General features: G+C 59.8%; 20 protein-coding genes and 1 pseudogene. 8 read left to right on the top strand and 13 right to left on the bottom strand.

All coding sequences use genetic code 11. The features are described from left to right. Nucleotides 1-344: 344 nt before the first annotated feature. The 3 genes from treC to treR all read right to left on the bottom strand — a co-directional run bounded on the left by treC (nucleotide 345) and on the right by treR (nucleotide 4535). Nucleotides 345-1988 (bottom strand): alpha,alpha-phosphotrehalase, encoded by a 1644-nt coding sequence (gene treC / locus B498_RS10955; protein ID WP_008501396.1) that lies wholly within the window; start codon nucleotides 1986-1988, stop codon nucleotides 345-347. A 51-nt stretch (nucleotides 1989-2039) separates the two neighbouring features. Continuing rightward, nucleotides 2040-3458: a PTS trehalose transporter subunit IIBC gene (gene treB, locus B498_RS10960; RefSeq protein ID WP_008501395.1), complete on the bottom strand. Its 1419-nt coding sequence runs from the start codon at nucleotides 3456-3458 to the stop codon at nucleotides 2040-2042. Nucleotides 3459-3587: 129 nt separating this feature from the next. Beyond that, nucleotides 3588-4535: a trehalose operon repressor TreR gene (gene treR / locus B498_RS10965; RefSeq protein WP_008501394.1), complete on the bottom strand. Its 948-nt coding sequence runs from the start codon at nucleotides 4533-4535 to the stop codon at nucleotides 3588-3590. Nucleotides 4536-4926: 391 nt separating this feature from the next. Between treR and mgtA the strand changes: the two genes are divergently transcribed. Further along, the gene (mgtA, locus tag B498_RS10970) at nucleotides 4927-7635 is read left to right on the top strand and encodes a magnesium-translocating P-type ATPase (protein ID WP_008501393.1); all 2709 of its coding nucleotides are present in this window, start codon (nucleotides 4927-4929) and stop codon (nucleotides 7633-7635) included. A 199-nt stretch (nucleotides 7636-7834) separates the two neighbouring features. Beyond that, nucleotides 7835-10219 (top strand): beta-N-acetylhexosaminidase, encoded by a 2385-nt coding sequence (locus B498_RS10975; protein ID WP_008501392.1) that lies wholly within the window; start codon nucleotides 7835-7837, stop codon nucleotides 10217-10219. A gap of 51 nt (nucleotides 10220-10270) precedes the next feature. On the opposite strand, the gene ridA is transcribed toward B498_RS10975, so the two are convergent. The 4 genes from ridA to B498_RS22290 all read right to left on the bottom strand — a co-directional run bounded on the left by ridA (nucleotide 10271) and on the right by B498_RS22290 (nucleotide 12276). After that, nucleotides 10271-10657: a 2-iminobutanoate/2-iminopropanoate deaminase gene (ridA, locus tag B498_RS10980; RefSeq protein WP_008501391.1), complete on the bottom strand. Its 387-nt coding sequence runs from the start codon at nucleotides 10655-10657 to the stop codon at nucleotides 10271-10273. 73 nt (nucleotides 10658-10730) lie between these two features. Further along, nucleotides 10731-11192: an aspartate carbamoyltransferase regulatory subunit gene (pyrI, locus tag B498_RS10985; RefSeq protein ID WP_008501390.1), complete on the bottom strand. Its 462-nt coding sequence runs from the start codon at nucleotides 11190-11192 to the stop codon at nucleotides 10731-10733. Between the two features lie 12 nt (nucleotides 11193-11204). Then, nucleotides 11205-12137 (bottom strand): aspartate carbamoyltransferase, encoded by a 933-nt coding sequence (pyrB, locus tag B498_RS10990; protein ID WP_008501389.1) that lies wholly within the window; start codon nucleotides 12135-12137, stop codon nucleotides 11205-11207. A gap of 34 nt (nucleotides 12138-12171) precedes the next feature. Next, on the bottom strand, nucleotides 12172-12276 hold the full coding sequence (locus B498_RS22290; protein ID WP_022646880.1) for a pyrBI operon leader peptide: 105 nt from the start codon (nucleotides 12274-12276) through the stop codon (nucleotides 12172-12174). Here B498_RS22290 and B498_RS23120 point away from each other — a divergent pair. Further along, nucleotides 12256-12373 (top strand): annotated as a pseudogene (locus B498_RS23120) (hypothetical protein). The gene B498_RS22290 and the pseudogene B498_RS23120 sit on opposite strands and share 21 nt — an antisense overlap. 3 nt (nucleotides 12374-12376) lie before the next feature. Here the strand turns inward: B498_RS23120 and B498_RS10995 are convergent. The 5 genes from B498_RS10995 to arcA form a co-directional block, all read right to left on the bottom strand. After that, nucleotides 12377-12856, bottom strand: a complete 480-nt coding sequence (locus B498_RS10995; protein ID WP_025912003.1) for an arginine repressor — start codon at nucleotides 12854-12856, stop codon at nucleotides 12377-12379. An 80-nt stretch (nucleotides 12857-12936) separates the two neighbouring features. Next, nucleotides 12937-14340: a YfcC family protein gene (locus B498_RS11000; protein ID WP_008501387.1), complete on the bottom strand. Its 1404-nt coding sequence runs from the start codon at nucleotides 14338-14340 to the stop codon at nucleotides 12937-12939. A 47-nt stretch (nucleotides 14341-14387) separates the two neighbouring features. Continuing rightward, complete coding sequence (argF, locus tag B498_RS11005) at nucleotides 14388-15392, bottom strand: ornithine carbamoyltransferase (RefSeq protein ID WP_008501386.1); 1005 nt, start codon at nucleotides 15390-15392, stop codon at nucleotides 14388-14390. A gap of 26 nt (nucleotides 15393-15418) precedes the next feature. Then, a complete protein-coding gene (gene arcC / locus B498_RS11010; RefSeq protein WP_008501385.1) occupies nucleotides 15419-16330 on the bottom strand; it encodes a carbamate kinase in 912 nt (303 codons plus the stop codon). Nucleotides 16331-16340: 10 nt separating this feature from the next. Then, nucleotides 16341-17561: an arginine deiminase gene (arcA, locus tag B498_RS11015; protein WP_008501384.1), complete on the bottom strand. Its 1221-nt coding sequence runs from the start codon at nucleotides 17559-17561 to the stop codon at nucleotides 16341-16343. 675 nt (nucleotides 17562-18236) lie between these two features. Here arcA and B498_RS11020 point away from each other — a divergent pair. The 5 genes from B498_RS11020 (at nucleotide 18237) to B498_RS11040 (ending at nucleotide 25056) form a co-directional block, all read left to right on the top strand. After that, entirely contained in the window at nucleotides 18237-18689 is a 453-nt protein-coding gene (locus tag B498_RS11020; protein WP_008501383.1) for a YhcH/YjgK/YiaL family protein, read from the top strand. A 245-nt stretch (nucleotides 18690-18934) separates the two neighbouring features. Beyond that, nucleotides 18935-19843 (top strand): 2-keto-3-deoxygluconate aldolase, encoded by a 909-nt coding sequence (yagE, locus tag B498_RS11025; protein WP_008501382.1) that lies wholly within the window; start codon nucleotides 18935-18937, stop codon nucleotides 19841-19843. 14 nt (nucleotides 19844-19857) lie between these two features. After that, nucleotides 19858-21825 (top strand): xylonate dehydratase YagF, encoded by a 1968-nt coding sequence (yagF, locus tag B498_RS11030; RefSeq protein WP_008501381.1) that lies wholly within the window; start codon nucleotides 19858-19860, stop codon nucleotides 21823-21825. Nucleotides 21826-22051: 226 nt separating this feature from the next. After that, nucleotides 22052-23434: an MFS transporter gene (locus tag B498_RS11035; RefSeq protein ID WP_008501380.1), complete on the top strand. Its 1383-nt coding sequence runs from the start codon at nucleotides 22052-22054 to the stop codon at nucleotides 23432-23434. An 11-nt stretch (nucleotides 23435-23445) separates the two neighbouring features. Continuing rightward, the gene (locus tag B498_RS11040; RefSeq protein WP_008501379.1) at nucleotides 23446-25056 is read left to right on the top strand and encodes a glycoside hydrolase family 43 protein; all 1611 of its coding nucleotides are present in this window, start codon (nucleotides 23446-23448) and stop codon (nucleotides 25054-25056) included. A 4-nt stretch (nucleotides 25057-25060) separates the two neighbouring features. Here the strand turns inward: B498_RS11040 and xynR are convergent, their stop codons facing one another. Beyond that, entirely contained in the window at nucleotides 25061-25819 is a 759-nt protein-coding gene (gene xynR, locus B498_RS11045; protein ID WP_008501378.1) for a DNA-binding transcriptional repressor XynR, read from the bottom strand. Between the last annotated feature and the right edge of the window lie 148 nt (nucleotides 25820-25967).

Raw genomic sequence — 25967 nt, 5'->3', positions numbered from 1 at the left:
AGAGGTGGAGAAGTATTCACCGGACGCATTTCCCGCCAGGCCAAAGACTTCCCGCGTTCCCAGCTCGTGTTATCCACAATTCCGGCCAGCGTAAGCGCCGTCTTGTTGTTGGAATAGTAGACGATAAATACAAGATGTTGGGTCGGCGTGCATTTTAAGTGCTACATATAGTGATTTGCATCAAACATGTTTGCGATTTATTTGATGCAGAACAAAGTAAAAAGACGAGAGTACAAACGACGGGCGCTTCAGCGATTGTAAAGGCGGGCGAGAAAAATCTGATTAATTATTCAACAAAAACAGTAAAGTAAGCCGGGTGCTGAGCCGCACCCGGCAGGGGAAAGTTACTGCTGCAACCACCAGACGGCTTCAAATGGACGGAGTGACGTCGTTTGCGGTGCCGGGTAGTTACTCATCAGAACCTGCGACTTATCGCTGAGAGCCTCTGTCTGCCATTCCTGCGGAGTAGGACTCAGGTTCGCCACCACCATCAGCGTCTGCCCCTGCCACTGGCGGCGATAGCACCACAGGGAAGGGTGTTCCGGCAGGAGATCCTCATAATCCCCCCACGTCAGCACCGGCAGGGTTTTGCGCAGGCGAATCAGCGACTGATAGGTGTAGAACACCGAATCCGCATCGTCCAGCGCCGCGCGGGCGTTCACGGTTTCGTAGTTATCGCAGACGCCAATCCACGGCTCGCCCTCGGTAAAGCCCGCGTTGTGCGACGCGTCCCACTGCATTGGGGTTCGCCCGTTGTCGCGGGATTTACTCGCCAGAATCGCCAGTAATTCATCCGGCTCGCGGCCGCTGGCGCGCAGTTCGGCGAACATGTTCAGGCTTTCCACGTCGCGATAGTCGGTGATGCGGCTGAAGTGCGGGTTGGTCATGCCAAGCTCTTCACCCTGATAGATATACGGCGTGCCCTGCATCCCGTGCAGCACCATGCCGAGCATCTTCGCCGCCGGTACGCGGTGTTCGCCTTCATCACCAAAGCGCGACACGATGCGCGGCTGGTCGTGGTTACACCAGAACAGCGCATTCCAGGCTTTGTTGTGCATCCCCTGCTGCCAGTGGCGGAAGAGGGTTTTCAGCGCCACGAAGTCCGGCTTCGCCAGCGTCCACTTTTCGCCGCCCGGGTAGTCCACCTTCAGATGATGGAAGTTAAAGGTCATCGACAGCTCGCGCCCGTCGAGAGAAGCATACTGCTGGCAGTTCTCCAGCGAGGTCGAGGACATCTCGCCTACCGTCATCAGGTTGCGCGGGGTAAAGACGTCGCGGCTCATCTCCTGGAGATATTCATGAATGCGCGGCCCGTCGGTATAGAAGCGGCGACCGTCGCCGATGTTGTCGTCAGGGAAATCCTGATCTTTTGAAATCAGGTTAATGACGTCCAGACGCAGGCCGTCCACGCCGCGATCGGCCCAGAACTCGCACACCTTTTTCAGCTCGGCGCGCACCGCCGGGTTTTCCCAGTTGAGGTCCGCCTGCTCTGGCGCGAACAGGTGCAGGTAATACTGCTCGCTCTCGGCGTGCCAGCGCCAGGCGTTGCCGCCAAACTTGGAGCGCCAGTTGTTGGGAAGCTGCTCCGGCGTGCCGTCTCGCCAGATGTAGAACTGGCGGTACGGGCTCGCTTTGTTCAGCGACTCGCGGAACCAGGCGTGCTGCGTGGAGGTGTGGTTAAACACCATGTCCAGCACGATGCGAATGCCGCGCGCGTGCGCCTCAGCGACCAGCTCGTCGAAATCATCCAGCGTGCCGTAGGCCGGATCGATGGCGGTGTAGTTCGCCACGTCGTAGCCGTTGTCCACCTGCGGAGAGATATAAAACGGCGTCAGCCAGATGGCGTCAATGCCGAGGGTTTTCAGATAGTCCAGACGCTGCGTCACGCCGCGTAAATCGCCGGTGCCGCTGCCGGTGGTGTCCTGGAAGCTCTTGGGATAGATCTGATAGATGACGCCGTTCTGCCACCAGTGAGGAAGGGTATTCATAATGCGTTCCTGCAAATGCGAAGGGGCGCAACTGCGCCCCGAAAGATGAAGTTAAACAATCTGCAGCGAGCCCTGACGGAACTTACGCTGGTAAACCACGGTGGTCAGCGCCATTGGGACGATGATGGCGATGGCCATTGCCAGGGCAAACACCTGCCAGTAAGCGGGCTGGATGGAGAGGATGCCCGGCAGGCCGCCGACGCCAATCCCGTTCGCCATCACGCCGTTCAGTCCACACACCAGGCCTGCCAGACCGGAACCGATCATCGCGCAGAGCATCGGGAAGCGGTATTTCAGGTTGATACCGTACATTGCCGGTTCGGTGACGCCGAGGTAGGCGGAGATGGCCGCCGGAACGGAGATCTCGCGTTCGTTGTGCTTGCGGCTGACGATAATGATGCCGGTCACCGCGGACGCCTGAGCAATGTTCGACAGGGCGATAATCGGCCAGACCGGCGTGCCGCCGAGGCTCTGGATCATCTGCATATCAATCGCCAGCGTGGTCTGGTGCACGCCGGTGATCACCAGCGGGGCGTACAGGAAGCCAAACAGCGCGGCGCCAATCGGGGCGAAGCTGCCGGTCATCAGGTGACGCACCGCGAAGGCCACGCCGTCGCCAATCATGCGGCCAAACGGACCGATAAAGGCATGCGCCAGGAAGACCGCCAGAATCAGCGAGCACACCGGCACCACCACCAGATAAAGGTAATCCGGCACGATGCGTTTCAGTCGGGTTTCAATAAAGCCCAGCGCCAGGCCCGCCAGCAGGGCCGGAATGACCTGCGCCTGATAGCCCACTTTGGCGATGCTAAACAGGCCAAAGTTCCACACCTCTGGCACCTGTTGACCAAGTAAGTAAGCGTTCATTAACTGCGGAGAGACCAGCGTGACGCCGAGCACAATACCGAGGATCGGCGTACCGCCCATCTTGCGCACTGCGGACCAGCAAATCCCGACCGGCAGATAGAAGAAGATCGCTTCGCCAATCAGCCACAGGAAGTCGTACACGGTTTTCAGCGCCGGGTACATCTGCGCCAGGGTCTTGCCGTCGCTCATCGGCACGTCACCGATGACGTTACGGAAGCCTAAAATCAGGCCTCCGCTGATCAGCGCCGGCAGCAGCGGGAAGAAGATCTCCGCGAAGTGGGAAATCAGCTGCTCGTGCCACTTCATATTCTGGCGCGCAGCCTTCTTGGCCTGCTCTTTATCCGCCGCGCTGTGCCCGGTGGTCGCCAGCAGAGCCTGATAGTAATCGCCCACTTCGGTACCAATCACCACCTGGAACTGACCGGCGTTGGTGAAGCAGCCTTTTACCATGGAAAGCTCTTCAATCGCCTTCGGGTTCGCTTTGGCCGGATCGTTCAGCACGAAGCGCAGGCGGGTAATGCAATGGCTGACGGTTGCGATGTTTTCGCGGCCGCCGACCAGGACGATCAGCTGATCAATATCTGCTTGTTTGACTTTACTCATCATGAAACCTCATGACAGATGGTGAGGGGGTGTAATGACCTGAGCGCAAGCCTACTCCTTCAGCGTAACGGCGAAAATGGGAACGTTCCCGAAATCGGGCGAAGATCACAATAAACCGATTGGTGGGGGTTATGAAAGGTGGGCAGGAATTACGATCTGACGCGGCTCTGCGCGCCCGTTGATCTGCTCGATCAGCTGCGCGGCGGCCTGTCTGCCGGACTCAGCGTAGCCCGGATCGACGGTGATGATCTCCGGGTGCAAAAACTTCATCAGCGGCGTGCTGCCGACGCTCGCCACCTGCAGACTGTCGATACGCTGCTCCTGCAGATATTTACTCGCGCCCAGCGCCAGCGTATCCGTGGCGCACACCAGCGCGGTGGTCTGCGGCGTCAGGACGCTGGCGACCTGCTCGTAGCCCTGCTTCATGCCCAGCCCCGGCAGGGAGGCCACGGCGGAGAGGTTGTGCTTTTTGCAAAACGCCAGATAGGCCTCATGGCGTCGCTTGCCGGTGGTAACGTCCGCGTGCGGTACGCCGAGGAAGCTGATGTGGCGATGGCCTTCGTCAAACAGGCGCTGCATCAGGGTGATAATCGCGCCCTCGTCGTCATAGCAGACGGAGGCAAAACCGTGGGCATCGCGCGCCAGCAGCACCAGCGACGGCTGCCAGGGTTTCAGCATCTCGTCTTTGATGCCGGTAAAGCCGAACAGCACCACGCCGTCAATGTTGCGCCGCTGAAGCATCCCCAGATGCTCTTCCACCAGCTGGGGCGAGAACTGGCTCTCCATCATGATCGGGTCATATCCCTGCTCATAGAAGGCGGGCAGCATGGTCTGCACGGCGAGGTTTTCAGACAGAGAATCCAGACGCGAGACAATGATGGCGACCACTTTGTCACTCTGCCCGCGCATGGCGCGCGCGGATCGGGAAGGGGAAAAACCGTGCTGATTCATGACCGCCTCAACGCGCTCGCGGGTGCGTTCGCTGACGCCGCTTTCGTTGTTCAGCACGCGTGAGACGGTCGATTTCCCCACGCCGCTTAAACGCGCGATGTCTTTAATCGTAAGGCGGTTCTGCATGCTGTATTCCCTGTAACAACGACAATGTAATGAATTGAGCCTAATGCTATAGCGCGATTTCGCTATGGGCTAAATCTGGTTTACGTTCGGTTTATTTGCAGGGGGGTATAATACCGCCCGAATCATCAAAAAGGGTACGCTTAAATCCTTATACTGCGCGGCGACACCCTACTTTTTACTTACCGGAGGCTTCATGGATCCCGATCCCACACCTCTCCTGAACGGGAGAATGCGTTCTTTCCGGTAAGCCAGCCTGTTGCTGACTCACCGGTGATGTGAGGCAGCAGCGTTCCAAACGTTCCTGCTTGAAAAATTGAGTGCCTCTCAGGTACGGCTTTGCCACGCCTGAAGGAAATGCTGCGTCCGCCTTTGCGGATGCGGAGGAATGACGATGTTTAAAAATATCACCCGGCAGCTGCAGGCCCTGCTGAGCCGCCACCTGCCACACCGTCTTGTTCAGCGCGACCCGCTGCCAAACGCCAAAAACATGGCGGGGGCGGCGATCCCCGCGTCCCTGACCGAACGCTGCCTGAACGTGGCGGCGATGGATGAAAACGAAGTCTGGCGCGCCTTTGGCGGACACCCGGAAGGGCTGAACGCGGCAGAAGTGGAAAAAATCCGCGCCGTGCATGGCGATAACCTCATTCCGGCGCAAAAGCCCTCTCCGTGGTGGGTGCATCTGTGGCTCTGCTACCGCAACCCGTTCAACCTGCTGCTGACCGTGCTCGGCCTCATCTCCTACGCGACGGAAGATCTGTTTGCCGCAGGGGTGATTGCCCTGATGGTGGGCATCTCCACGCTGCTGAACTTTATTCAGGAGGCCCGCTCCACCAAAGCGGCGGACGCCCTGAAGGCGATGGTCAGCAACACCGCGACCGTCTCGCGCGTGATCAACGATCTCGGCGAAAACGCCTGGGTGGAATTGCCTATTGACCAGCTGGTGCCGGGCGATCTGGTGAAGCTGGCCGCGGGGGACATGATCCCGGCGGATTTACGCATCATCCAGGCGCGCGATCTCTTTGTGGCGCAGGCTTCCCTGACCGGCGAATCCCTGCCCGTTGAAAAGGTGGCGCGCAGCCGCGACCCGCAGCAGATGAACCCGCTCGAGTGCGACACCCTGTGCTTTATGGGGACCACGGTCGTCAGCGGCACCGCGCAGGCGATTGTCACTGCCACCGGGGGCAACACCTGGTTTGGTCAGCTTGCCGGGCGCGTCAGCGAGCAGGAGAGCGAGCCGAATGCCTTCCAGAAAGGGATTGGCCGCGTCAGCATGCTGCTGATCCGCTTTATGATGGTGATGACGCCAATCGTGCTGCTGATCAACGGCTACACCAAAGGCGACTGGTGGGAGGCGGCGCTGTTCGCGCTCTCCGTGGCGGTCGGCTTAACGCCGGAAATGCTGCCGATGATTGTCACCTCTACGCTGGCGCGCGGGGCGGTGAAGCTCTCTAAACAGAAGGTGATCGTCAAACACCTTGATGCCATTCAGAACTTTGGCGCGATGGACATTCTCTGCACCGATAAAACCGGCACCCTGACGCAGGATAAAATCGTGCTGGAGAACCACACCGACATTTCCGGCAAAACCAGCGAGCGCGTGCTGCACAGCGCGTGGCTGAACAGCCATTACCAGACCGGGCTGAAAAACCTGCTCGACGTCGCCGTGCTGGAAGGGGTGGATGAAGAGTCCGCCCGCACGCTCTCCGGCCGCTGGCAGAAGGTGGATGAGATCCCGTTCGACTTCGAGCGCCGCCGGATGTCGGTGGTGGTGAGCGAGCAGCCGAACGTGCATCAGCTGATCTGCAAAGGGGCGCTGCAGGAGATCCTGAACGTGTCGACGCAGGTGCGCTATAACGGCGACATCGTGCCGCTGGACGACACCATGCTGCGCCGCATCAAGCGCGTCACCGACAACCTCAACCGTCAGGGGCTGCGCGTGGTGGCGGTGGCGAGCAAGTTCCTGCCCGCGCGGGAGGGGGATTACCAGCGTATTGACGAATCCGATCTGATCCTCGAGGGCTACATCGCCTTCCTCGATCCGCCGAAAGAGACCACCGCCCCGGCGCTGAAGGCGCTGAAGGCGAGCGGTATTACCGTGAAAATCCTCACCGGCGACAGCGAGCTGGTGGCGGCCAAAGTGTGCCACGAGGTGGGGCTGGACGCGGGCGACGTGGTGGTGGGGAGCGATATTGAACATCTCTCTGATGACGAACTGGCGAAGCTGGCCCAGCGCACCACGCTGTTTGCCCGCCTGACGCCGATGCACAAAGAGCGCATCGTCACCCTGCTTAAGCGAGAAGGGCACGTGGTGGGCTTCATGGGCGACGGCATCAACGATGCGCCCGCCCTGCGTGCGGCGGATATCGGTATCTCCGTAGACGGGGCGGTGGATATTGCCCGCGAAGCGGCGGATATCATTCTGCTGGAAAAGAGCCTGATGGTGCTGGAGGAGGGCGTGATCGAAGGGCGCCGTACCTTTGCCAATATGCTCAAGTACATCAAGATGACCGCCAGCTCCAACTTCGGTAACGTCTTCAGCGTGCTGGTGGCGAGCGCGTTTCTGCCGTTCCTGCCGATGCTGCCGCTGCACCTGCTGATCCAGAACCTGATGTACGACGTGTCTCAGGTGGCGATCCCGTTTGATAACGTGGACGACGAGCAGATCCAGAAGCCGCAGCACTGGAACCCGGCAGATCTTGGGCGCTTTATGCTGTTCTTTGGCCCGATCAGCTCCATCTTCGACATCCTGACCTTCTGCCTGATGTGGTTTGTGTTCCACGCCAACACCCCGGAACACCAGACGCTGTTCCAGTCCGGCTGGTTCGTGGTAGGTCTGCTGTCCCAGACGCTGATTGTGCATATGATCCGCACGCGCCGCATTCCGTTTATCCAGAGCCGCGCCGCGTGGCCGCTGATTATGATGACGGGGATTGTGATGGCGCTCGGCATCGCGCTGCCGTTCTCACCGCTGGCAAGCTACCTGCAGCTGCAGGCGCTGCCGCTGAGCTACTTCCCGTGGCTGGTGGCGATCCTCGCCGGTTATATGGTGCTGACCCAGATGGTGAAAGGGTTCTATGCGCGTCGGTATGGGTGGCAGTAACGGCAAGCCCGGTGGCGCTGCGCTTACCGGGCCTACGATCCAAACGTAGGCCGGGTAAGGCGAAGCCGCCACCCGGCAATAGCTTTTCTCCCAAATTCAACAACCTGTGATCTCCGTCGGCGCATTCGCTTGACGACAAAATGAGCGCATGTTAACAGAATGTTTTGCCTTTATTTGGCCCGTCAGATAAGGAACATTCATGTTACGGTACAGTCTCTTAACCGCCGGGCTGATGCTCGGCGCCTCTGCCTTTGCCGCCCCGGCAGGGGATCTCCCCTTAATGCCCTGGCCTGCGAAGGTCGAACGCCCGACGACCCAGGGCGCACTGGTGCTTAGCAACAACGTTTCTGTAAGCGTCAGCGGGGACGATCTCGGTGACGCCGTCAACCGACTGCGCCAGCGCATCGCCCTGCAAACCGGCTGGACGCTGCAGCCTCAGGCTGAAAAGCCAGACAAACCAACTATCCGCATCGCCATCGCTAAAAAGGTGAAGCCGCAGCCGCTGCCGGACAGCGATGAAAGCTATAAGCTCACGGTGGACGCCAACGGCGTGAACATCTCCGCCAACACCCGCTTCGGTGCCTTGCGCGCCATGGAAACTTTGCTCCAGCTGGTGCAGAACGGGGCGGAAAACACCTCGATCCCGTGGGTGACCATTGAAGATTCACCGCGCTTCCCGTGGCGCGGGCTGCTGCTCGATTCGGCACGCCACTTTCTCCCGCTGCCGGATATCAAACGCCAGATCGACGGCATGGCCGCGGCGAAGCTCAACGTGCTGCACTGGCATTTGACCGACGACCAGGGCTGGCGCTTCAGCTCGAAGCGTTATCCAAAATTAACCCAGCTTGCCAGCGACGGGCTGTTCTACACGCCTGAGCAGATGCGCGAGGTGGTGCGTTACGCCGCCGAGCGCGGTATTCGCGTGGTGCCGGAGATCGACATGCCGGGCCACGCCTCGGCGATTGCCGTGGCCTACCCGGAGCTGATGAGCGCGCCGGGGCCGTACGCCATGGAACGCCACTGGGGCGTGCTGAAGCCGGTGCTGGATCCGACAAAAGACGCAACTTACGCTTTTGCCGACGCGATGGTCAGCGAACTGGCGGCGATCTTCCCCGATCCGTATCTGCACATCGGCGGTGACGAGGTGGACGACAGCCAGTGGAAAGCGAATCCGGCCATCCAGCAGTTTATGCGCGACAACAGGCTGGCGGACAGCCACGCGCTGCAGGCGTACTTCAACCGCAAGCTGGAAACGATCCTCGAGAAGCATCGCCGCCAGATGGTCGGCTGGGATGAGATCTACCATCCCGATCTGCCGAAAAGCATTCTGATCCAGTCCTGGCAGGGCCAGGACGCGCTGGGGCAGGTGGCGCAGAACGGCTACAAGGGCATTCTGTCGACCGGCTTTTATCTCGACCAGCCCCAGTCCACCGCCTATCACTACCGCAACGAGATCGTCCCGCAGGGGTTAAACGGCGTGGACGTGATAGCGGATACCGACAGCGCCCAGAGCTGGGCCTTCTCCATGCCGCGCCTGAAGGGCAAGCCGGTGGAGGGGAGCTTCACGCTGGTGAAAGGGGATGCCGGCTGGCGCGGGTTTATTGATTTTGCCGGGAAATCCCGCCGCGCGGTGCAGGATATTGAATGGCGGGATGACAATCAGGTGACCTTCACCGTCGATACCTGGATGGGCGAAACGCGCCCGGTTGTCACCGTTGATAACGACAAACTCTCCGGTTATTTCCTCGTCGGGAATACGCGCTATCCGATTAGCGGCACGCGTCTGGACGACGTGCCGAAAGGCGTTCCGCCCGTCGTGCCGGACGTGGCGAACCAGTCCAACCTGCTCGGCGGCGAAGCGGCGCTGTGGGCGGAAAACGTGGTGGCGCCGGTGCTGGATATTCGCCTGTGGCCACGTACGTTTGCGGTGGCGGAGCGGCTCTGGTCCGCGCAGGACGTCAACGACGTCGACAACATGTACACCCGCCTGCAGGCGATGGACAGCTGGTCGACGGTGTCGGTCGGGCTGCAGCAGCATACCCAGCAGCAGGTGCAGTTCACGCGCCTCGCCGGTAATGCCGACACGCTGCCGCTGCAGGTCCTCGCGCAGGCGATTGAACCGGCTCAGTATTACACCCGCCAGCACCTGAAGTTCCAGGCCGGAAACTACCATCAGTTCGAGCCGCTCAACCGCTTTGCGGATGCGCTGAACGCCGAAAGCACCACCGTGCGCCAGATGCACAAGTGGGCGGACCGTCTGGTGAGCGATGCGGAAGACACGGAAAGCGCCGACGCCCTGCGTCACGTCTTTAACCGCTGGCAGAGCAACACCAGCGACGCGCTGGCCTTAAGCGAAAACAGCTATCAGCTGAAGGCGATGAAGCCGGTGATCCAGGAGGTGGATAAGCTGGCGTCGATTGGCCTGCGGCTCACCGACCTGGTGGCGCGTCAGGGCACGCTGGATGACAAAGAGATCGCCTCGATTCAGAGCGAGCTGGATAACGCGGCGAAGGTGCAGGACGAAGTGGTGATTGCGGCGGTGTATCCGCTGGAGACGCTGCTGCGCGCCACGCGGAATCAGTAGCAAGCAACAAAAAAGGCAGCCTGGGCTGCCTTTTTTCATCGCCAAAGCGAATTAGCGACGAACGGCAATCGCTTCGATTTCAATTTTCACGTCTTTTGGCAGACGCGCCACTTCCACGCAGGAGCGCGCCGGGAAGGTGGCGTTATGCTCGGTGAAGAACGCTTCGTAGGTGGCGTTAACGGTCGCGAAATCGTTCAGATCCTTCACGAACACGGTGGTTTTCACGATATCACCCACTTTCAGGCCGGCAGATTCAACGATAGCCTGCACGTTTTCCAGCGACTGACGCGCCTGCGCCGCGACATCTTCCGGCACCGCGCCGGTTTTTGGGTTTACGGGGATCTGACCTGAAGTGATGATCATGCTGCCCAGATCAACGCCCTGAACGTAAGGGCCGATAGCGGCTGGTGCATTTTCCGTCGCGAGTACTTTGCTCATGTTTTCTCCAGAATTACAGCGTTAAGAATGTTCCCGGCCATTATAACAGCCGGGATTTCATTACCAACCTCAATTAGTTGGCCAGCACCACATAATGAGAAAACTCTTTTTCGCAGTATTTGCATTTGAGCGCGATGTCATTCGCGCGCTTTTTCACTGCGAAACTGGAGGAAACCGGCTCAGCATGACTGATGCAGTTGCTGTTCGGGCAGACCAGCACGCTTTCGATACGTTCTGGCAGGCTCGGGCGGGATTTGCCGACCACTTCGTACTCGTCGATGCGGTTGACGGTGGCGTCCGGCGCGTACAGCGACAGCTGGTTAACCTGCTCGTCGGTCAGGAAGGTGTTCTCGATTTTGATCAGGTCTTTGCGGCCCATCTCACCCGACGGCAGGTTCAGGCCGATGGTGATGCGCTGGTCAGTTTCGGTCAGTTTGAACAGCGTCAGCAGCTTAAAGCCCACCTGCGCAGGGATATGGTCAATCACGGTGCCACGCTTGATGGCTTCAACCTGGAGTTTGTTATCGTGTGTCATGGTCGTCTCCCCTTACAGAGCTAATTCGCGATTCAGAACCAGTGCCAGTAACGCCTGGCGAGCGAAGATGCCGTTCCCGGCCTGCTGGAAGTACCAGGCGTGCGGCGTTTTATCCACGTCTGTGGTGATCTCATCGATGCGCGGCAGCGGATGCAGGACCTTCATGTTGTCGCGCGCGCCTTCCAGGTCGCTGGCGCGCAGCACGAACTGCGCCTTCACGTTGGCGTATTCGGACGGGTCAAGACGCTCTTTCTGCACGCGGGTCATGTACAGAATATCCACGTGGCTCATCACCTCTTCGATGCTGGCATGCAGGCTCCACGCAATGCCTTTCTCGTCCAGCATGTCGAGAATGTACTGCGGCATCGCCAGCGCCTCCGGGGCGATGAAGTAGAAGCGGTTGCCGTTAAATTTCGCCAGCGCCTGGGTTAGGGAGTGGACGGTGCGGCCATACTTCAGGTCGCCAACCATGGCGATGTTCAGGTTCTCGAGCTTGCCCTGGGTCTCCTGAATGGTGAACAGATCCAGCAGCGTCTGCGTTGGGTGCTGGTTGGCACCGTCACCGGCGTTCAGCACCGGAATGCCGCCGGAGAACTCGGTTGCCAGGCGCGCCGCGCCCTCCTGCGGGTGACGCATCACAATCGCGTCGACGTAGGTGCTGATCACTGAAATGGTATCCGCCAGGGTCTCGCCTTTTTTACCCAGCGACGTGTTGCTGCTGTCAGAGAAGCCCACCACGCTCGCGCCCAGGCGGTGCATGGAGGTCTCAAAGGAGAGGCGGGTGCGGGTCGAGGCTTCAAAGAAGCAGCTCGCAATCACCTTGTGCTTCAGCAGCTCCGGTTGCGGATTGGCCTTCAGTTTTGCCGCGGTTTCCAGAACCAGTTCCAGCTCTTCGCGGCTGAGGTCGTTTATGGAAATGATGTGTTTTTGATAAAGCGGATTCATGTTTATCTCCTGACGCCGGGCAAAAAAAAGCCCCTCAAATGAGGGGCTCTGGGAATAGGTTTAGCAACGGGAAGAAAAACGGCAGGCCAGCGTCTGATTTCAGACGCGGTAAGACGTTATGTCGTACACGCTTGACCATGCTTCCTCCCGGCAAATTGTCGGGCATTATACGCAGCTCGCTTTTCGGATCAAGCGATTTAATGCACGCTTTACTCAATGCAAACGGTTCTTTGTGAATATTAATGCGTTCTGAGTAAATAATTAATTTGTTTATGCACCAGCGCGGTGCGCTTCACCACCCGGGGGGCGACCCAGACAATACTGCTGCCGGCCACCACGCCTAAAATTTCCGGAAGCTGGTGATAATCCAGAATACGCGCCACCGCGCGGCCATATCCGGCGACGGTATGGACAAGGATAAACTCGCTATTATGCTCAACGCTGACCACCATTTCCGAAACGGTACGCGCGGCGTCGGGGGCAGGGCGCAGCTGAGGATTCAACGAATAAATCTTTAGCCCTTTGGCATTTCGAATTTTTATGACTCCGAGCAACTTCAGCAATCGCGAAACGGTCGACTGGCTGATGCTGTCAAACCCTCGCTCCTGCAGGTCGCGGCGAATCTCTTCCTGCGAAAGGTAACTCTTTTCGGCGATCAAACGCTGGCACACCGTGAGCTGCAGCTGTTCTTTGGGAGAGTACTCTTCGTAATCCATCATGTTTCCCATATCAGTTCCCGAAATAACCGGTGACACCGCACCGATCCGTAGGCCGGATAAGCGCAGCGCCATCCGGCAAATTACAACAACGCCCCCAGACTTAACGCCACCATAATCACCACCGTCAGGATCGCCAGCAGCGGCGCCACCCATTTCAGGTAGCGCACGTAAGGTACCCGGGCGATAGCCAGCCCGCCCATAACCACCGCAGAGGTCGGCGTGACAAGGTTAACGATGCCGGAGGCCGACTGGTAAGCCGTAACCACCAGGTCGCGGTTGACGTTAGCGAAATCAGCAAGCGGCGCCATGATCGGCATCGTCAGAACGGCCAGGCCGGATGAAGAAGGCACAAGAAACGACAGCACGACTTCCAGCCAGTACATCACGTTGATAAACGCTACCGTGGACAACCCGCTGACCAGCCCTTCCGCGCTGTGCAAAATGGTGTGGGTAATCATGCCCTTATCCATGATGACTACGATACCGCGCGCGATGCCGATAATCAGCGCGACGCCCAGCAAATCTCGCGCGCCGTTGATAAACGTCGACGTCAGCTCCTCTTCGCTCATGCGGGCAATCAGGCCGACAATGATCGCGCTGGCGAGAAACACCGCTGAAATCTCCGCCATCCACCAGCCCAGCACCGCCACGCCGTAAATCATCACCGCGAAGGCCAGAGCGAAAATCACCAGGATGATTTTGCGCACCGGGGTGAATTCCAGGGACTGTTCGCCCTTGTTGCCGAGGAAATGGGCGAGGTTCTCCTCCTGCTTGTCTGCAACGATGGACTGCGAGGGATCCTTACGCACCTTGCGGGCGTAGCGCATCACCCACGCCACGCAGATGATCCAGCCGATGACCAGCAGCGCCACGCGCAGGGCGATGCCGTTGGTGAAGGGGATCCCGGCGGCGTTGGCGGCGATCACCGTGGCAAACGGGTTAATGGTGGAGCCGAGGGTGCCGATCCCCGCCCCGAGCAGCACGGTAGAGGCAGCGACAACCGGATCGAACCGCGCGGCCAGCATCACCGGCACCAGTAAGGTATAGAAGGGCAGCGACTCTTCGGCCATACCGTAAATCGTGCCGCCTGCGGCAAACAGCGCCATCAGGATCGGGATCATCCACTCCTCGCGTCCGCGCAGCCGGGTGGTCACACGCTCGATCCCGGCGTCAATCGCCCCGGTTTTGGTGACGATCCCGAGGAATCCCCCGATGATCAGAATAAACAGCGCCACGTCGATCGCCCCGGCCTGGCCGGATTCCGGATCGTACAGCCCGGCAATCGGCGCCATCAGCACCGAAACCAGCCCCTGCGGATGCGCCGCGACGTGCGCGTAGGTGCCTGCAACGGGGACGTCTTTGCCGAGCGCCTCGTTCATTGCCATATGGTACTGCCCGGCCGGGACAATCCACGTCAGCACGGCCACGACGGCAATCAGAAAAAAGAGAATGGTGTAAGCGGAGGGAAACTTGAACTTGCCCATGATGTTCTCCTGAAACCCGGCGCGCCCCGCGGCGCGCCGGGCGGTGATTAGTCGCCGAGTGTCGCCACCATGACCGCTTTAATGGTGTGCATGCGGTTCTCTGCTTCGTCGAAGACGATGGAGTTCGGTGATTCGAAGACCTCTTCCGTTACTTCCAGCCCCTTCAGCCCGTACGCCATCTCGATCTCGCGGCCCACCTTAGTGTGCTCGTTGTGGAATGCCGGCAGGCAGTGCATGAATTTGACGTTCGGGTTGCCGGTGGCCTTCATCACCTGCGCGTTAATCTGATACGGCTTCATCAGGCTGACGCGCTCGGCCCAGGCTTCCTTCGGCTCGCCCATGGAGACCCACACGTCGGTGTAGAGGAAATCGGTCCCCTGCACGCCTTCTTCCACGTCGTCGGTGAGGGTGATGCGCGCGCCCGTCTCTTTCGCAATGGCGCGGCACTGCTCAACCAGCCCCGCTTCCGGCCAGAAGGATTTCGGCGCGACGAGGCGGATATCCATCCCCATCTTGGCCGCACCGACCATCAGGGAGTTGCCCATGTTGTTGCGCGCGTCGCCGAGATAGGCAAAGCTCAGCTCCGGCAGGGTTTTGCCCGGGGAGTGCTCCAGCATGGTCATCAGGTCGGCGAGAATTTGCGTTGGGTGGAACTCGTCGGTCAGGCCGTTCCACACCGGCACGCCCGCGTACTCGCCCAGCTCTTCGACGATGGCCTGCCCGTAGCCGCGATATTCGATGCCGTCATACATGCGGCCCAGCACGCGGGCGGTGTCTTTCATTGACTCTTTATGGCCAATCTGCGATCCGCTTGGGCCGAGATAGGTGACCTGCGCGCCCTGGTCGAACGCGCCCACTTCGAAGGCGCAGCGGGTGCGGGTGGAGGTTTTTTCAAAGATCAGGGCGATGTTTTTCCCGACCAGGGTTTGCTTCTCGCGCCCGGCTTTTTTGGCGGCCTTGAGCTCGATGGCGAGGTCGATCAGGTACTGGATCTCCGCCGGGGTGTAGTCCAGCAGTTTGAGGAAGTTGCGGTTTTTCAGGTTGATGGTCATGGCTAAATCCTTTTTAAAATGAGTGTTCAGTTACGAATCAGCGTGCCTTTCTCGCCCGCGAGGATCTCCGCGCCGTCGGCCAGCGCGCCGATCCCGGCTATCCCATTGCAGGCTTCAACGAACTCGCGGCAGGCGGCCACCTTCGGCCCCATCGATCCGGCGTCGAACTGCATGCCCCTGAGCAGCTCCGGCGTTACCTGCGCCAGCGGACGCTGGGTTGGTTTGCCCCAGTCGAGGTACACCGCGTCGGCATCGGTCAGGATCAGCAGGGCATCGGCTTCGATCTGGCGTGCCAGCAGGGCGGCGGAGAGGTCTTTGTCGATTACCGCCTCGATCCCGCGATAGCCGTTGGCGTTTTCCACCACCGGCACCCCGCCGCCGCCGTTGCAGATCACCAGGTGATCGCGCTGGATCAGCGCCGTGATGGCGTCGCTCTCAACGATGCGCTTCGGCTGCGGAGAGGGCACCACGCGGCGGACGTAGCTGCCGTCGGCCTTAAAAACCCAGCCTTTCTCCGCGGCCAGCGTTTTTGCCTGGGCTTCGCTGTACACCGGGCCGATGTATTTGGTCGGGTTGCTGAAGGCCGGGTCGGCGGCGTCCACTTCCACCTGGGTGAGCAGAACGCTCACCTCCCGCTGCGGCAGGCTGTTTTTCAGCGCCTGCTGGAGCATGTAGCCGATCATTCCCTGGCTTTCGGCGCCAAGAACGTCCAGCGGGTAGGGCGTGACTTTGTCGTAGGCGCTGTTCTGCAGCGCCAGCAGTCCGACCTGCGGGCCGTTGCCGTGCACCAGCACCACGCGCCACTGCGCCGTCAGCCCGGCGATGGTGCGGGCGGCCTGCTCGATGTTCTGGCGCTGGATCTCCGCTTCCAGCGGCTCGCCGCGCTTGAGCAGCGCGTTGCCGCCCAGGGCCACAACCAGAGTGGGTTTTCGTTCCATGATGGCTCCTTTAAATTCCGTCGCGTTCCAGCGGGCAGCTCATGCAGCGCGCGCCGCCGCGGCCGCGTCCGAGTTCGTCGCCCGGGATAGGCAGCACGGTGATACCCGCTTTGTCGTATTTCTCGTTGGTCCAGACGTTGCGCTCGTAGCCAATCACCACGCCGGGGCGGATGGTCAGGACGTTATTGGCGTCGTTCCACTGCTCGCGTTCGGCCTCAAAGGCGTCGCCGCCGGTGGTGATCAGACGTACCTGGTTAATGCCGAGCGCTTTCTCGATGGCGTGCAGCAGGTCGGTTTCCTGCGTGCGCAGCAGGCCGCCGCGTCCGTCCGGGGTGAGCGTCCAGCACTGGGCGTCTTTGCGCACCACTTCCGGGTAGACGGAGAAGGTATCCACGTCGATGTGGGTCATGACGGTGTCGAGGTGCATGCAGGAGCGGTGTTTTGGCAGCTCAACGGCAATCACGCGCTCGGCCTGACGGTGTTTGAACAGGCTGTTGGCGAGGAACTCCACGCCCTGCGGCGTCGTGCGCTCGGACATGCCGATCAATACCGCACCGCGGCCAATGACTAATACGTCGCCGCCTTCTAAAGTGGCGTGGTCGTAATTAATATTCTCGTCGCCGAAATACTTAATAAAATCGCCGTCGGCGAACGCCGGGTGCCAGCGATATATTGCCCGCAGGTTATTGGTTTCACGCTGACGGGCCGGTTTGGCCATTGGGTTAATAGAGACGCCGTTATAAATCCAGCAGGAGGTATCGCGGGTAAATAAATGGTTCGGCAGTGGCTTCATAATAAAATCATTCGCCGTGTGGGTATCCACCACCATATTTTTAATGGCTGCCGGAATTTCACCGTAGGTTAATCCGCCGCTTAATCTGCGCGCCAGTTCCCGGTGCGGCATATCCGCCAGCCAGCCGCGCACGTCGCCAGCAAAGGTTGGGCCGAGGCGGTAGTCAGAGATTTGCGTCTCCAGCAGCCAGGCTTTCGCCTCAGCGATATCAAGGGTTTGTGTCAGCAGGTCGGTCAGCAGCAGGACTTCCACCCCCTGCTCGCGCAGCGTGTTGGCGAAGATGTCATGCTCCTCACCCGCCCGCTCAACCGAGAGCACGTCATCAAATAGCAGCTCCTGACAGTTTGAGGGGGTTAACCGTTTCAGACTTAAATTTGGGCGGTGCAGCATAACGCTACGCAATTGACCAATTTCAGAACCGACGTAATGCTTTTCCATAATTATTCCTTTAACTGTTTTTCAGAATAAAAAGGGCATGCGCCATGTCATGTATTTAATTGCATGGCGGCTAAGCTCAATTGATTTCGTGGTTCATACTAGGCAGTTAAATAATCCGTATTGTGATATTGCTCACGCGAAAATGGATATTAAGCGGTTTGTTTTCATTTGCATGATTCGCATCAGATAATGATTAATTGGCTATTCTGGCGAGGTGAATAGCTAAGCACTATCCGTTGTCATTATTTGCAGTTGTTAGTGTTTTGTAGAATTTAATGCTTTGAAATATTTTGTTAAGATATTGATTTTAAATGTCTTTGTGGTTTTCGTGGAATGACTATGCAATATTGCTAATTAACTATTTTTGGCTTAAGGAAAATCAATAAATATTTATTGAATTTAATAGCAAATTATCAAAGTGCTAAAATGTGAAGCGGTAGCCAGTTTTGTTGTTAAGGCCTGACGATCAATGAGTTAGCGCAAGGGCGGGATAACGAAGAGCTGAAGATATGCATAATGACTGCATAAATGCCTGCGAGGGCTTAACAGCAAATTAACACCATTCCCAATAAACATGCGTTCGCGCAAAACCCGTCTAAAAAGCGCTGGTATGGCAGTCGGGATTCTCGTATAAAAGATAAAAATGAAACGTTGTTTTATATCGAGGGTTTTCTGATGATTATCGGCAACATCCACCATCTGCACTCCTGGCTACCTGACGAACTGCGACAGGCCATTGAGCACGTTAAAACTCACGTCACCGACGCGACGCCGCTCGGCAAGCACGACATCAACGACAGCAGCCTGTTTTATCTGGTCTCCGAAGATACAACCCAGCCGTTCGCCGAGCGTCGCGCCGAGTACCACGCGCGCTATCTGGATATTCAGATCGTGATGAAGGGTCAGGAAGGGATGACCTTCAGCACCCTGCCGCATGGCACGCCCGAAACCGACTGGCTGGCGGATAAAGATATCGCCTTCCTGCCGGAAGGCGAGCAGGAGAAAACCGTGGTGCTGAGCAAAGGGGATTTTGTGGTGTTCTGGCCGGGTGAGGTGCATAAGCCGCTGTGCGCGGTGGGGGCACCTGCTAAGGTCAGGAAAGTGGTGGTGAAGATGCTTGTAGAGTAACTCTTACCCCTCACCCTAACCCTCTCCCCACAGGGGAGAGGGGACTGCTCCGAGCCGTCTTTTCCCCCTCGCCCCATTGGGGAGAGGGCCGGGGTGAGGGGGGACAATGTGTGATCCAGCTTAAATTTCCCGCACTCCCTCTCCATCTCTCATTTACCTGCGCTTTTCCTGCGTCATAGTATGATCGTTAATTTATCGAACACTATTCTATAATGTAGAACAAAATGATTCAGCAAGGAGATCTCATGCCGCAGTCCGCGTTGTTTACGGGAATCATTCCCCCTGTCTCCACCATTTTTACCGCCGACGGCCAGCTCGATAAGCCGGGCACCGCCGCGCTGATCGACGATCTCATCAAAGCAGGCGTTGACGGCCTGTTCTTCCTGGGCAGCGGCGGCGAGTTCTCTCAGCTCGGCGCCGAAGAGCGTAAAACCATTGCCCAATTTGCTATCGATCATGTCGATCGTCGCGTACCGGTCCTGATCGGCACCGGCGGCACCAACGCCCGGGAAACCATTGCGCTCAGCCAGCACGCGCAGCAGACGGGGGCGGACGGCATCGTGGTGATCAACCCTTACTACTGGAAAGTCTCGGAAGCGAACCTGATCCGCTATTTCGAGCAGGTGGCGGACAGCGTCACGCTGCCGGTGATGCTCTATAACTTCCCGGCGCTGACCGGGCAGGATCTGACCCCGGCGCTGGTCAAAACCCTGGCCGACTCGCGCAGCAACATCGTCGGCATCAAAGACACCATCGACTCCGTTGCCCATCTGCGCAGCATGATCCACACCGTCAAAGCCGCCCATCCGCACTTCACCGTGCTGTGCGGCTACGACGATCATCTGTTTAATACCCTGCTGCTCGGCGGCGACGGGGCGATTTCGGCGAGCGGCAACTTTGCCCCGCAGGTGTCGGTGAATCTTCTGAAAGCCTGGCGGGATAAAGACGTGGCGAAAGCGGTTGAGTATCATCAGACCTTACTGCAAATACCGCAGATGTATCAGCTGGATACGCCGTTTGTGAACGTCATTAAAGAGGCGATTGTGCTCTGCGGCCGCCCAATTTCCACGCACGTGCTGCCGCCCGCCTCTGCGCTGGATGAGCCGCGCAAGGCGCAGCTGAAAACCCTGCTGCAACAGCTCAAGCTCTGCTGAGCCGGACGATAACCATGACCATCGAGAACATTTTCACCCCACAGGACGAGGCGTTTTATGCGGTGATCACCCACGCGGCGGGGCCGCAGGGCGCGCTGCCGCTGACCCCGCAGATGCTGATGGAATCCCCCAGCGGCAACCTGTTCGGCATGACGCAGAACGCCGGGATGGGCTGGGATGCCAACAAGCTGACCGGCAAAGAGGTGCTGATTATCGGCACCCAGGGCGGCATCCGCGCCGGGGACGGACGCCCGGTTGCGCTGGGCTACCACACCGGCCACTGGGAGATCGGCATGCAGATGCAGGCGGCGGCGAAGGAGATCACCCGCAACGGCGGGATTCCGTTTGCGGCCTTCGTCAGCGATCCCTGCGACGGCCGTTCTCAGGGCACGCACGGCATGTTTGATTCCCTGCCGTACCGTAACGACGCGGCGATCGTCTTTCGCCGCCTGATCCGCTCCCTGCCGACGCGCCGGGCGGTAATAGGCGTGGCAACCTGCGATAAAGGGCTGCCCGCCACCATGATTGCCCTGGCCGCGATGCACGACCTGCCGACCATTCTGGTGCCGGGCGGGGCGACGCTGCCGCCAACCGTGGGGGAAGACGCGGGCAAAGTGCAGACCATCGGCGCGCGCTTTGCCAACCACGAACTCTCCCTGCAGGAGGCCGCCGAGCTGGGCTGTCGCGCCTGCGCCTCGCCGGGCGGCGGGTGTCAGTTCCTCGGCACGGCGGGCACCTCGCAGGTGGTTGCGGAAGCGCTGGGTCTGGCGCTGCCGCACTCCGCGCTGGCGCCGTCCGGGCAGGCGGTGTGGCTGGAGATCGCCCGCCAGGCGGCGCGGGCGGTCAGCGAGCTGGATAACCGCGGCATCACCACGCGCGATATCCTCACCGATAAAGCCATCGAAAACGCCATGGTGATCCACGCGGCGTTCGGCGGCTCCACCAATTTACTGCTGCACATTCCGGCCATCGCCCACGCGGCGGGCTGCACGATCCCGGACGTTGAACACTGGACGCGCGTCAACCGCAGGGTGCCGCGCCTGGTCAGCGTGCTACCCAACGGCCCGGACTATCACCCGACCGTGCGCGCGTTCCTCGCGGGCGGCGTGCCGGAGGTGATGCTCCACCTGCGCGATCTCGGTCTGCTGCACCTGGACGCCATGACCGTGACCGGGCAGACGGTGGGCGAAAACCTCGACTGGTGGCAGGCCTCCGAGCGCCGTGAGCGCTTCCGCCAGTGCCTGCGCGAGCAGGACGGCGTGGAGCCGGATGACGTGATCCTGCCGCCGGAGAAGGCAAAAGCGAAAGGGCTGACCTCAACGGTTTGCTTCCCGACGGGCAACATCGCGCCGGAAGGCTCGGTGATCAAGGCCACGGCGATCGACCCGTCGGTCGTCGGTGAAGATGGCGTTTACCGCCACACCGGCCGGGCGCGGGTGTTTGTCTCGGAAGCGCAGGCGATCAAGGCCATCAAGCGGGAAGAGATCAAGCAGGGCGATATCATGGTGGTGATCGGCGGCGGGCCGTCCGGCACCGGCATGGAAGAGACCTACCAGCTTACCTCCGCGCTGAAGCATATCTCGTGGGGCAAGACGGTGTCGCTCATCACCGATGCGCGCTTCTCGGGCGTGTCGACGGGCGCCTGCTTCGGCCACGTGTCGCCGGAGGCGCTGGCGGGCGGGCCGATTGGTAAGCTGCGCGATAACGACATCATCGAGATAGCCGTCGACCGACTGACATTAACGGGCAGCGTCAACTTTATCGGTACCGCAGAAAACCCGCTGACGCCGGAGGAGGGGGCACGCGCGCTGGCAATGCGGCAGACGCACTCGGAACTGCACGCCCACGACTTTTTGCCGGACGATACCCGGCTGTGGGCGGCGCTGCAGTCGGTCAGCGGCGGCACCTGGAAAGGCTGTATTTATGACACCGATAAAATTATCGAGGTAATTAACGCCGGTAAAAAAGCGCTCGGCATTTAATTATTTTCTAAGATAAAACCGTCTGCGGGAAATATTCCGCGGACGGTTTTCGCATGTCTGTAATTTGCTAATTTAAACAATACGTTGCGATATATCGTTGGCGTCACAAAAGCAAAATAACGTAATTCAGAAATAAGATATGACCATTGCTGGTTAATTGAACAGCTCATTACACTCCATTAACACGATGTTGTAATTCAGCACACTACATAAGGGTGTAATTCTGATGACGCAATTAACCATGAAAGACAAAATTGGCTACGGGCTGGGTGACACCGCCTGCGGCTTCGTCTGGCAGGCCACGATGTTCCTGCTGGCCTATTTCTACACCGACGTCTTCGGCCTGTCGGCGGGCATTATGGGAACGCTGTTTTTGGTCTCCCGCGTGCTCGACGCCGTGACTGACCCGCTGATGGGGCTGCTGGTCGACCGCACCCGCACGCGGCACGGCCAGTTCCGCCCGTTCCTGCTGTGGGGCGCCATCCCGTTTGGCATCGTCTGCGTGCTGACCTTCTACACGCCGGACTTCTCCTCGCAGGGCAAAATCATCTACGCCTGCGTGACCTACATTCTCCTGACCCTGGTCTACACCTTCGTTAACGTGCCGTACTGCGCCATGCCCGGCGTCATCACCGCCGACCCGAAAGAGCGTCACGCCCTGCAGTCGTGGCGTTTCTTCCTGGCGGCGGCGGGATCGCTCGCCATCAGCGGCATTGCCCTGCCGCTGGTGAGCATCATCGGCAAGGGGGACGAGCAGGTGGGCTATTTCGGCGCCATGTGCGTGCTGGGCCTGACCGGCGTGGTGCTGCTCTACGTCTGCTTCTTCACCACCAAAGAGCGCTACACCTTTGAGGTGCAGCCGGGCTCGTCGGTGGCGAAAGATCTCAAGCTGCTGCTCGGCAACGGCCAGTGGCGGATCATGTGCGCGTTCAAGATGATGGCGACCTGTTCCAACGTGGTGCGCGGCGGGGCGACGCTCTACTTCGTGAAATACGTGATGGATCACCCGGAGATGGCGACCCAGTTCTTACTCTACGGCAGCCTCGCCACCATGTTTGGCTCGCTCTGCTCCTCCCGCCTGCTGGGCCGCTTCGATCGCGTTACCGCCTTCAAGTGGATCATCGTCGCCTACTCGCTCATCAGCCTGCTGATTTTCGTCACCCCGGCGGAACATATCGCCCTGATTTTCGCTCTCAACATCCTGTTCCTGTTCGTCTTTAACACCACCACGCCGCTGCAGTGGCTGATGGCCTCTGACGTGGTGGACTACGAGGAGAGCCGCAGCGGGCGCCGCCTCGACGGCTTGGTGTTCTCCACCTACCTGTTCAGCCTGAAGATTGGCCTGGCGATTGGCGGGGCGGTGGTGGGCTGGATCCTGGCGTACGTGAACTACTCCGCCAGCAGCAGCGTGCAGCCGGTAGAGGTGCTGACCACCATCAAAATTCTGTTCTGCGTGGTGCCGGTGGTGCTCTACGCGGGCATGTTCATCATGCTGTCGTTCTACAATCTCACCGACGCGCGCGTGGAGGCCATCAGCCAGCAGCTGATCAAGCACCGCGCGGCGCAGGGCGAGGCCGTTCCTGACGCTGCGACAGCCGCATCCCATTAACCGGAGGCACTATGCAAATCACCAACCCGATACTCACCGGCTTTAACCCGGATCCGTCCCTGTGCCGCCAGGGCGAGGACTACTACATCGCCACCTCGACCTTCGAGTGGTTCCCGGGCGTGCGCATCTACCACTCCCGCGACCTGAAAAACTGGTCGCTGGTCAGCACGCCGCTGGACCGCGTGTCGATGCTGGACATGAAGGGCAACCCGGACTCCGGCGGCATCTGGGCGCCGTGCCTGAGCTACGCCGACGGCAAATTCTGGCTGCTCTACACCGACGTAAAGATTGTCGACTCGCCGTGGAAAAATGGGCGTAACTTCCTCGTCACTGCGCCGTCCATCGAAGGGCCGTGGAGCGAGCCAATCCCGATGGGCAACGGCGGGTTCGATCCGTCCCTGTTCCACGACGACGATGGTCGCAAGTACTACCTCTACCGCCCGTGGGGGCCGCGCCACCACAGCAACCCGCACAACACCATCGTGATGCAGGCGTTTGACCCGCAGGCCGGCACGCTCTCGCCCGAGCGTAAAACCCTGTTTACCGGCACGCCGCTCTGCTACACCGAGGGCGCGCACCTGTATCGCCACGCGGGATGGTACTACCTGATGGTGGCCGAAGGCGGCACCAGCTACGAGCACGCCGTCGTGGTGCTGCGTTCAAAAACAATCGACGGGCCGTACGAGCTGCACCCGGACGTGACGATGATGACCAGCTGGCACCTGCCGGAGAATCCGCTGCAGAAGAGCGGCCACGGCTCGCTGCTGCAGACCCACACGGGGGAGTGGTACATGGCCTACCTCACCAGCCGCCCGCTGCGCCTGCCCGGTGTACCGCTGCTGGCCTCCGGCGGGCGCGGCTACTGCCCGCTGGGACGCGAGACCGGCATCGCCCGCATTGAGTGGCGCGACGGCTGGCCGTACGTGGAAGGCGGCAAGCACGCGCAGCTGACCGTGAAAGGCCCGCAGGTGGCGGAACAGCCTGCATCCGTTCAGGGCAACTGGCGGGAGGACTTTGACGGCAGCACGCTTGACCCGGAACTGCAGACCCTGCGCATCCCGTTCGACGACACTCTCGGCTCACTCACCGCGCGCCCGGGCTATTTACGGCTCTACGGCAACGACTCGCTCAACTCGACCTTTACCCAGTCGACCGTGGCGCGCCGCTGGCAGCACTTTGCCTTCCGGGCGGAGACGCGGATGCAGTTCTCGCCGGTCCACTTCCAGCAAAGCGCCGGACTGACCTGCTACTACAACAGTAAAAACTGGAGCTACTGCTTTGTGGACTACGAGGAGGGGCAGGGGAGAACCATCAAGGTTATTCAGCTCGACCACAACGTGCCGTCATGGCCGCTGCACGAGCAGCCGATTCCGGTGCCGGAGAGTGCGGAGAGCATCTGGCTGCGGGTGGACGTGGATACGCTGGTCTACCGCTACAGCTACTCGTTCGACGGCGAGACGTGGCACACCGTGCCGGTAACGTATGAGGCGTGGAAGCTATCGGACGACTACATTGGCGGGCGCGGCTTCTTCACCGGCGCGTTTGTGGGGCTGCACTGCGAGGACATCAGCGGCGACGGCTGCCACGCGGACTTCGACTACTTCACCTACGAGCCGGTTTAACGGCTCAGGCCGGGTAGCCCAGCGCGCGTGAAAGCTGAAGCCCGGCCTGCTGAAGCTGCTCGCGGAAATTAGCCAGCTCAGCGTCGTCCACGCGGGAGGTCAGCGTTGACAGGCTCAGGGCGGCAATCACGCGGGATTCATGGTTCCACACCGGCACCGCCACGCAGCGCACGCCCTGCTCGTTCTCTTCGCTATCCAGGGCGTAACCCTGCTCGCGGGTCTGCGCCAGGGCGCTCATTAAGGCTTCGCGAGAGGCAAGGGTTGAAGGGGTATAGGTGGTGTACTGATAGCCCTCCAGCAGAGCGTTCAGCTCGGGCTCGCCCAGCCAGGCAATCAACACCTTGCCGATGGCGGTGGCGTGAACCGGCAGGCGGCGGCCGATGCGCGAATAGGCGATGGCGGCCAGCTTGCCTTCAATCTTCTCGATATAAACCCCTTCACGCCCGTCAAGGATCCCCAGATGGGTGGTCTGCCCGGTCCGCTGGGACAGTTCGGTCAGCCAGCCCTTCGCCTTCTGACGAATATCGATGGAGCCCACGACAAAATGGCCGCGCTCGACCAGCTTCATGCCGAGGCGATATTTGCCGTTCTCCGGGTTCTGATCGATATAGCCGTGAAGCTGCAGAGTTTTCAGCAGCGAGTGAAGGGTACTCTTGCTCAGCCCCATCAGTTTGCTGATGTCGGTGATCTTAAGCTCGGTGGCCTGCTCGTTGAACAGGTCGAGGATCTGCAACGCACGTTCAACAGACTGAATAATCGGCATAATGCTGGTATGTCCACGCTGGAATTAAGGCGAAAACGTACCTTTTTCGGGGTGAAAAATCAATGAAATGGAGCTGGCCTGATCCGCCCGGCGGCGCTACGCTTGCACGGGCCTACGGGTTGTGTAGGCCGGGTAAGCGCAGCGCCAC

It is taken from the genome of Enterobacter sp. SST3 (genome assembly GCF_000286655.1).
Classification (GTDB): domain Bacteria; phylum Pseudomonadota; class Gammaproteobacteria; order Enterobacterales; family Enterobacteriaceae; genus Enterobacter; species Enterobacter roggenkampii.
Note: the sequence above shows the minus strand (reverse complement) of the source record. Positions and strands in the feature narration are given on the sequence as shown.

Bases quoted from the DNA above. Each gene is read 5' to 3' on its own strand.
- treC (WP_008501396.1), bottom strand. From the start codon at position 1,988: ATGAATACCCTTCCTCACTGGTGGCAGAACGGCGTCATCTATCAGATC.
- treB (WP_008501395.1), bottom strand. From the start codon at position 3,458: ATGAGTAAAGTCAAACAAGCAGATATTGATCAGCTGATCGTCCTGGTC.
- treR (WP_008501394.1), bottom strand. From the start codon at position 4,535: ATGCAGAACCGCCTTACGATTAAAGACATCGCGCGTTTAAGCGGCGTG.
- mgtA (WP_008501393.1), top strand. From the start codon at position 4,927: ATGTTTAAAAATATCACCCGGCAGCTGCAGGCCCTGCTGAGCCGCCAC.
- B498_RS10975 (WP_008501392.1), top strand. From the start codon at position 7,835: ATGTTACGGTACAGTCTCTTAACCGCCGGGCTGATGCTCGGCGCCTCT.
- ridA (WP_008501391.1), bottom strand. From the start codon at position 10,657: ATGAGCAAAGTACTCGCGACGGAAAATGCACCAGCCGCTATCGGCCCT.
- pyrI (WP_008501390.1), bottom strand. From the start codon at position 11,192: ATGACACACGATAACAAACTCCAGGTTGAAGCCATCAAGCGTGGCACC.
- pyrB (WP_008501389.1), bottom strand. From the start codon at position 12,137: ATGAATCCGCTTTATCAAAAACACATCATTTCCATAAACGACCTCAGC.
- B498_RS22290 (WP_022646880.1), bottom strand. From the start codon at position 12,276: ATGGTCAAGCGTGTACGACATAACGTCTTACCGCGTCTGAAATCAGAC.
- B498_RS10995 (WP_025912003.1), bottom strand. From the start codon at position 12,856: ATGATGGATTACGAAGAGTACTCTCCCAAAGAACAGCTGCAGCTCACG.
- B498_RS11000 (WP_008501387.1), bottom strand. From the start codon at position 14,340: ATGGGCAAGTTCAAGTTTCCCTCCGCTTACACCATTCTCTTTTTTCTG.
- argF (WP_008501386.1), bottom strand. From the start codon at position 15,392: ATGACCATCAACCTGAAAAACCGCAACTTCCTCAAACTGCTGGACTAC.
- arcC (WP_008501385.1), bottom strand. From the start codon at position 16,330: ATGGAACGAAAACCCACTCTGGTTGTGGCCCTGGGCGGCAACGCGCTG.
- arcA (WP_008501384.1), bottom strand. From the start codon at position 17,561: ATGGAAAAGCATTACGTCGGTTCTGAAATTGGTCAATTGCGTAGCGTT.
- B498_RS11020 (WP_008501383.1), top strand. From the start codon at position 18,237: ATGATTATCGGCAACATCCACCATCTGCACTCCTGGCTACCTGACGAA.
- yagE (WP_008501382.1), top strand. From the start codon at position 18,935: ATGCCGCAGTCCGCGTTGTTTACGGGAATCATTCCCCCTGTCTCCACC.
- yagF (WP_008501381.1), top strand. From the start codon at position 19,858: ATGACCATCGAGAACATTTTCACCCCACAGGACGAGGCGTTTTATGCG.
- B498_RS11035 (WP_008501380.1), top strand. From the start codon at position 22,052: ATGACGCAATTAACCATGAAAGACAAAATTGGCTACGGGCTGGGTGAC.
- B498_RS11040 (WP_008501379.1), top strand. From the start codon at position 23,446: ATGCAAATCACCAACCCGATACTCACCGGCTTTAACCCGGATCCGTCC.
- xynR (WP_008501378.1), bottom strand. From the start codon at position 25,819: ATGCCGATTATTCAGTCTGTTGAACGTGCGTTGCAGATCCTCGACCTG.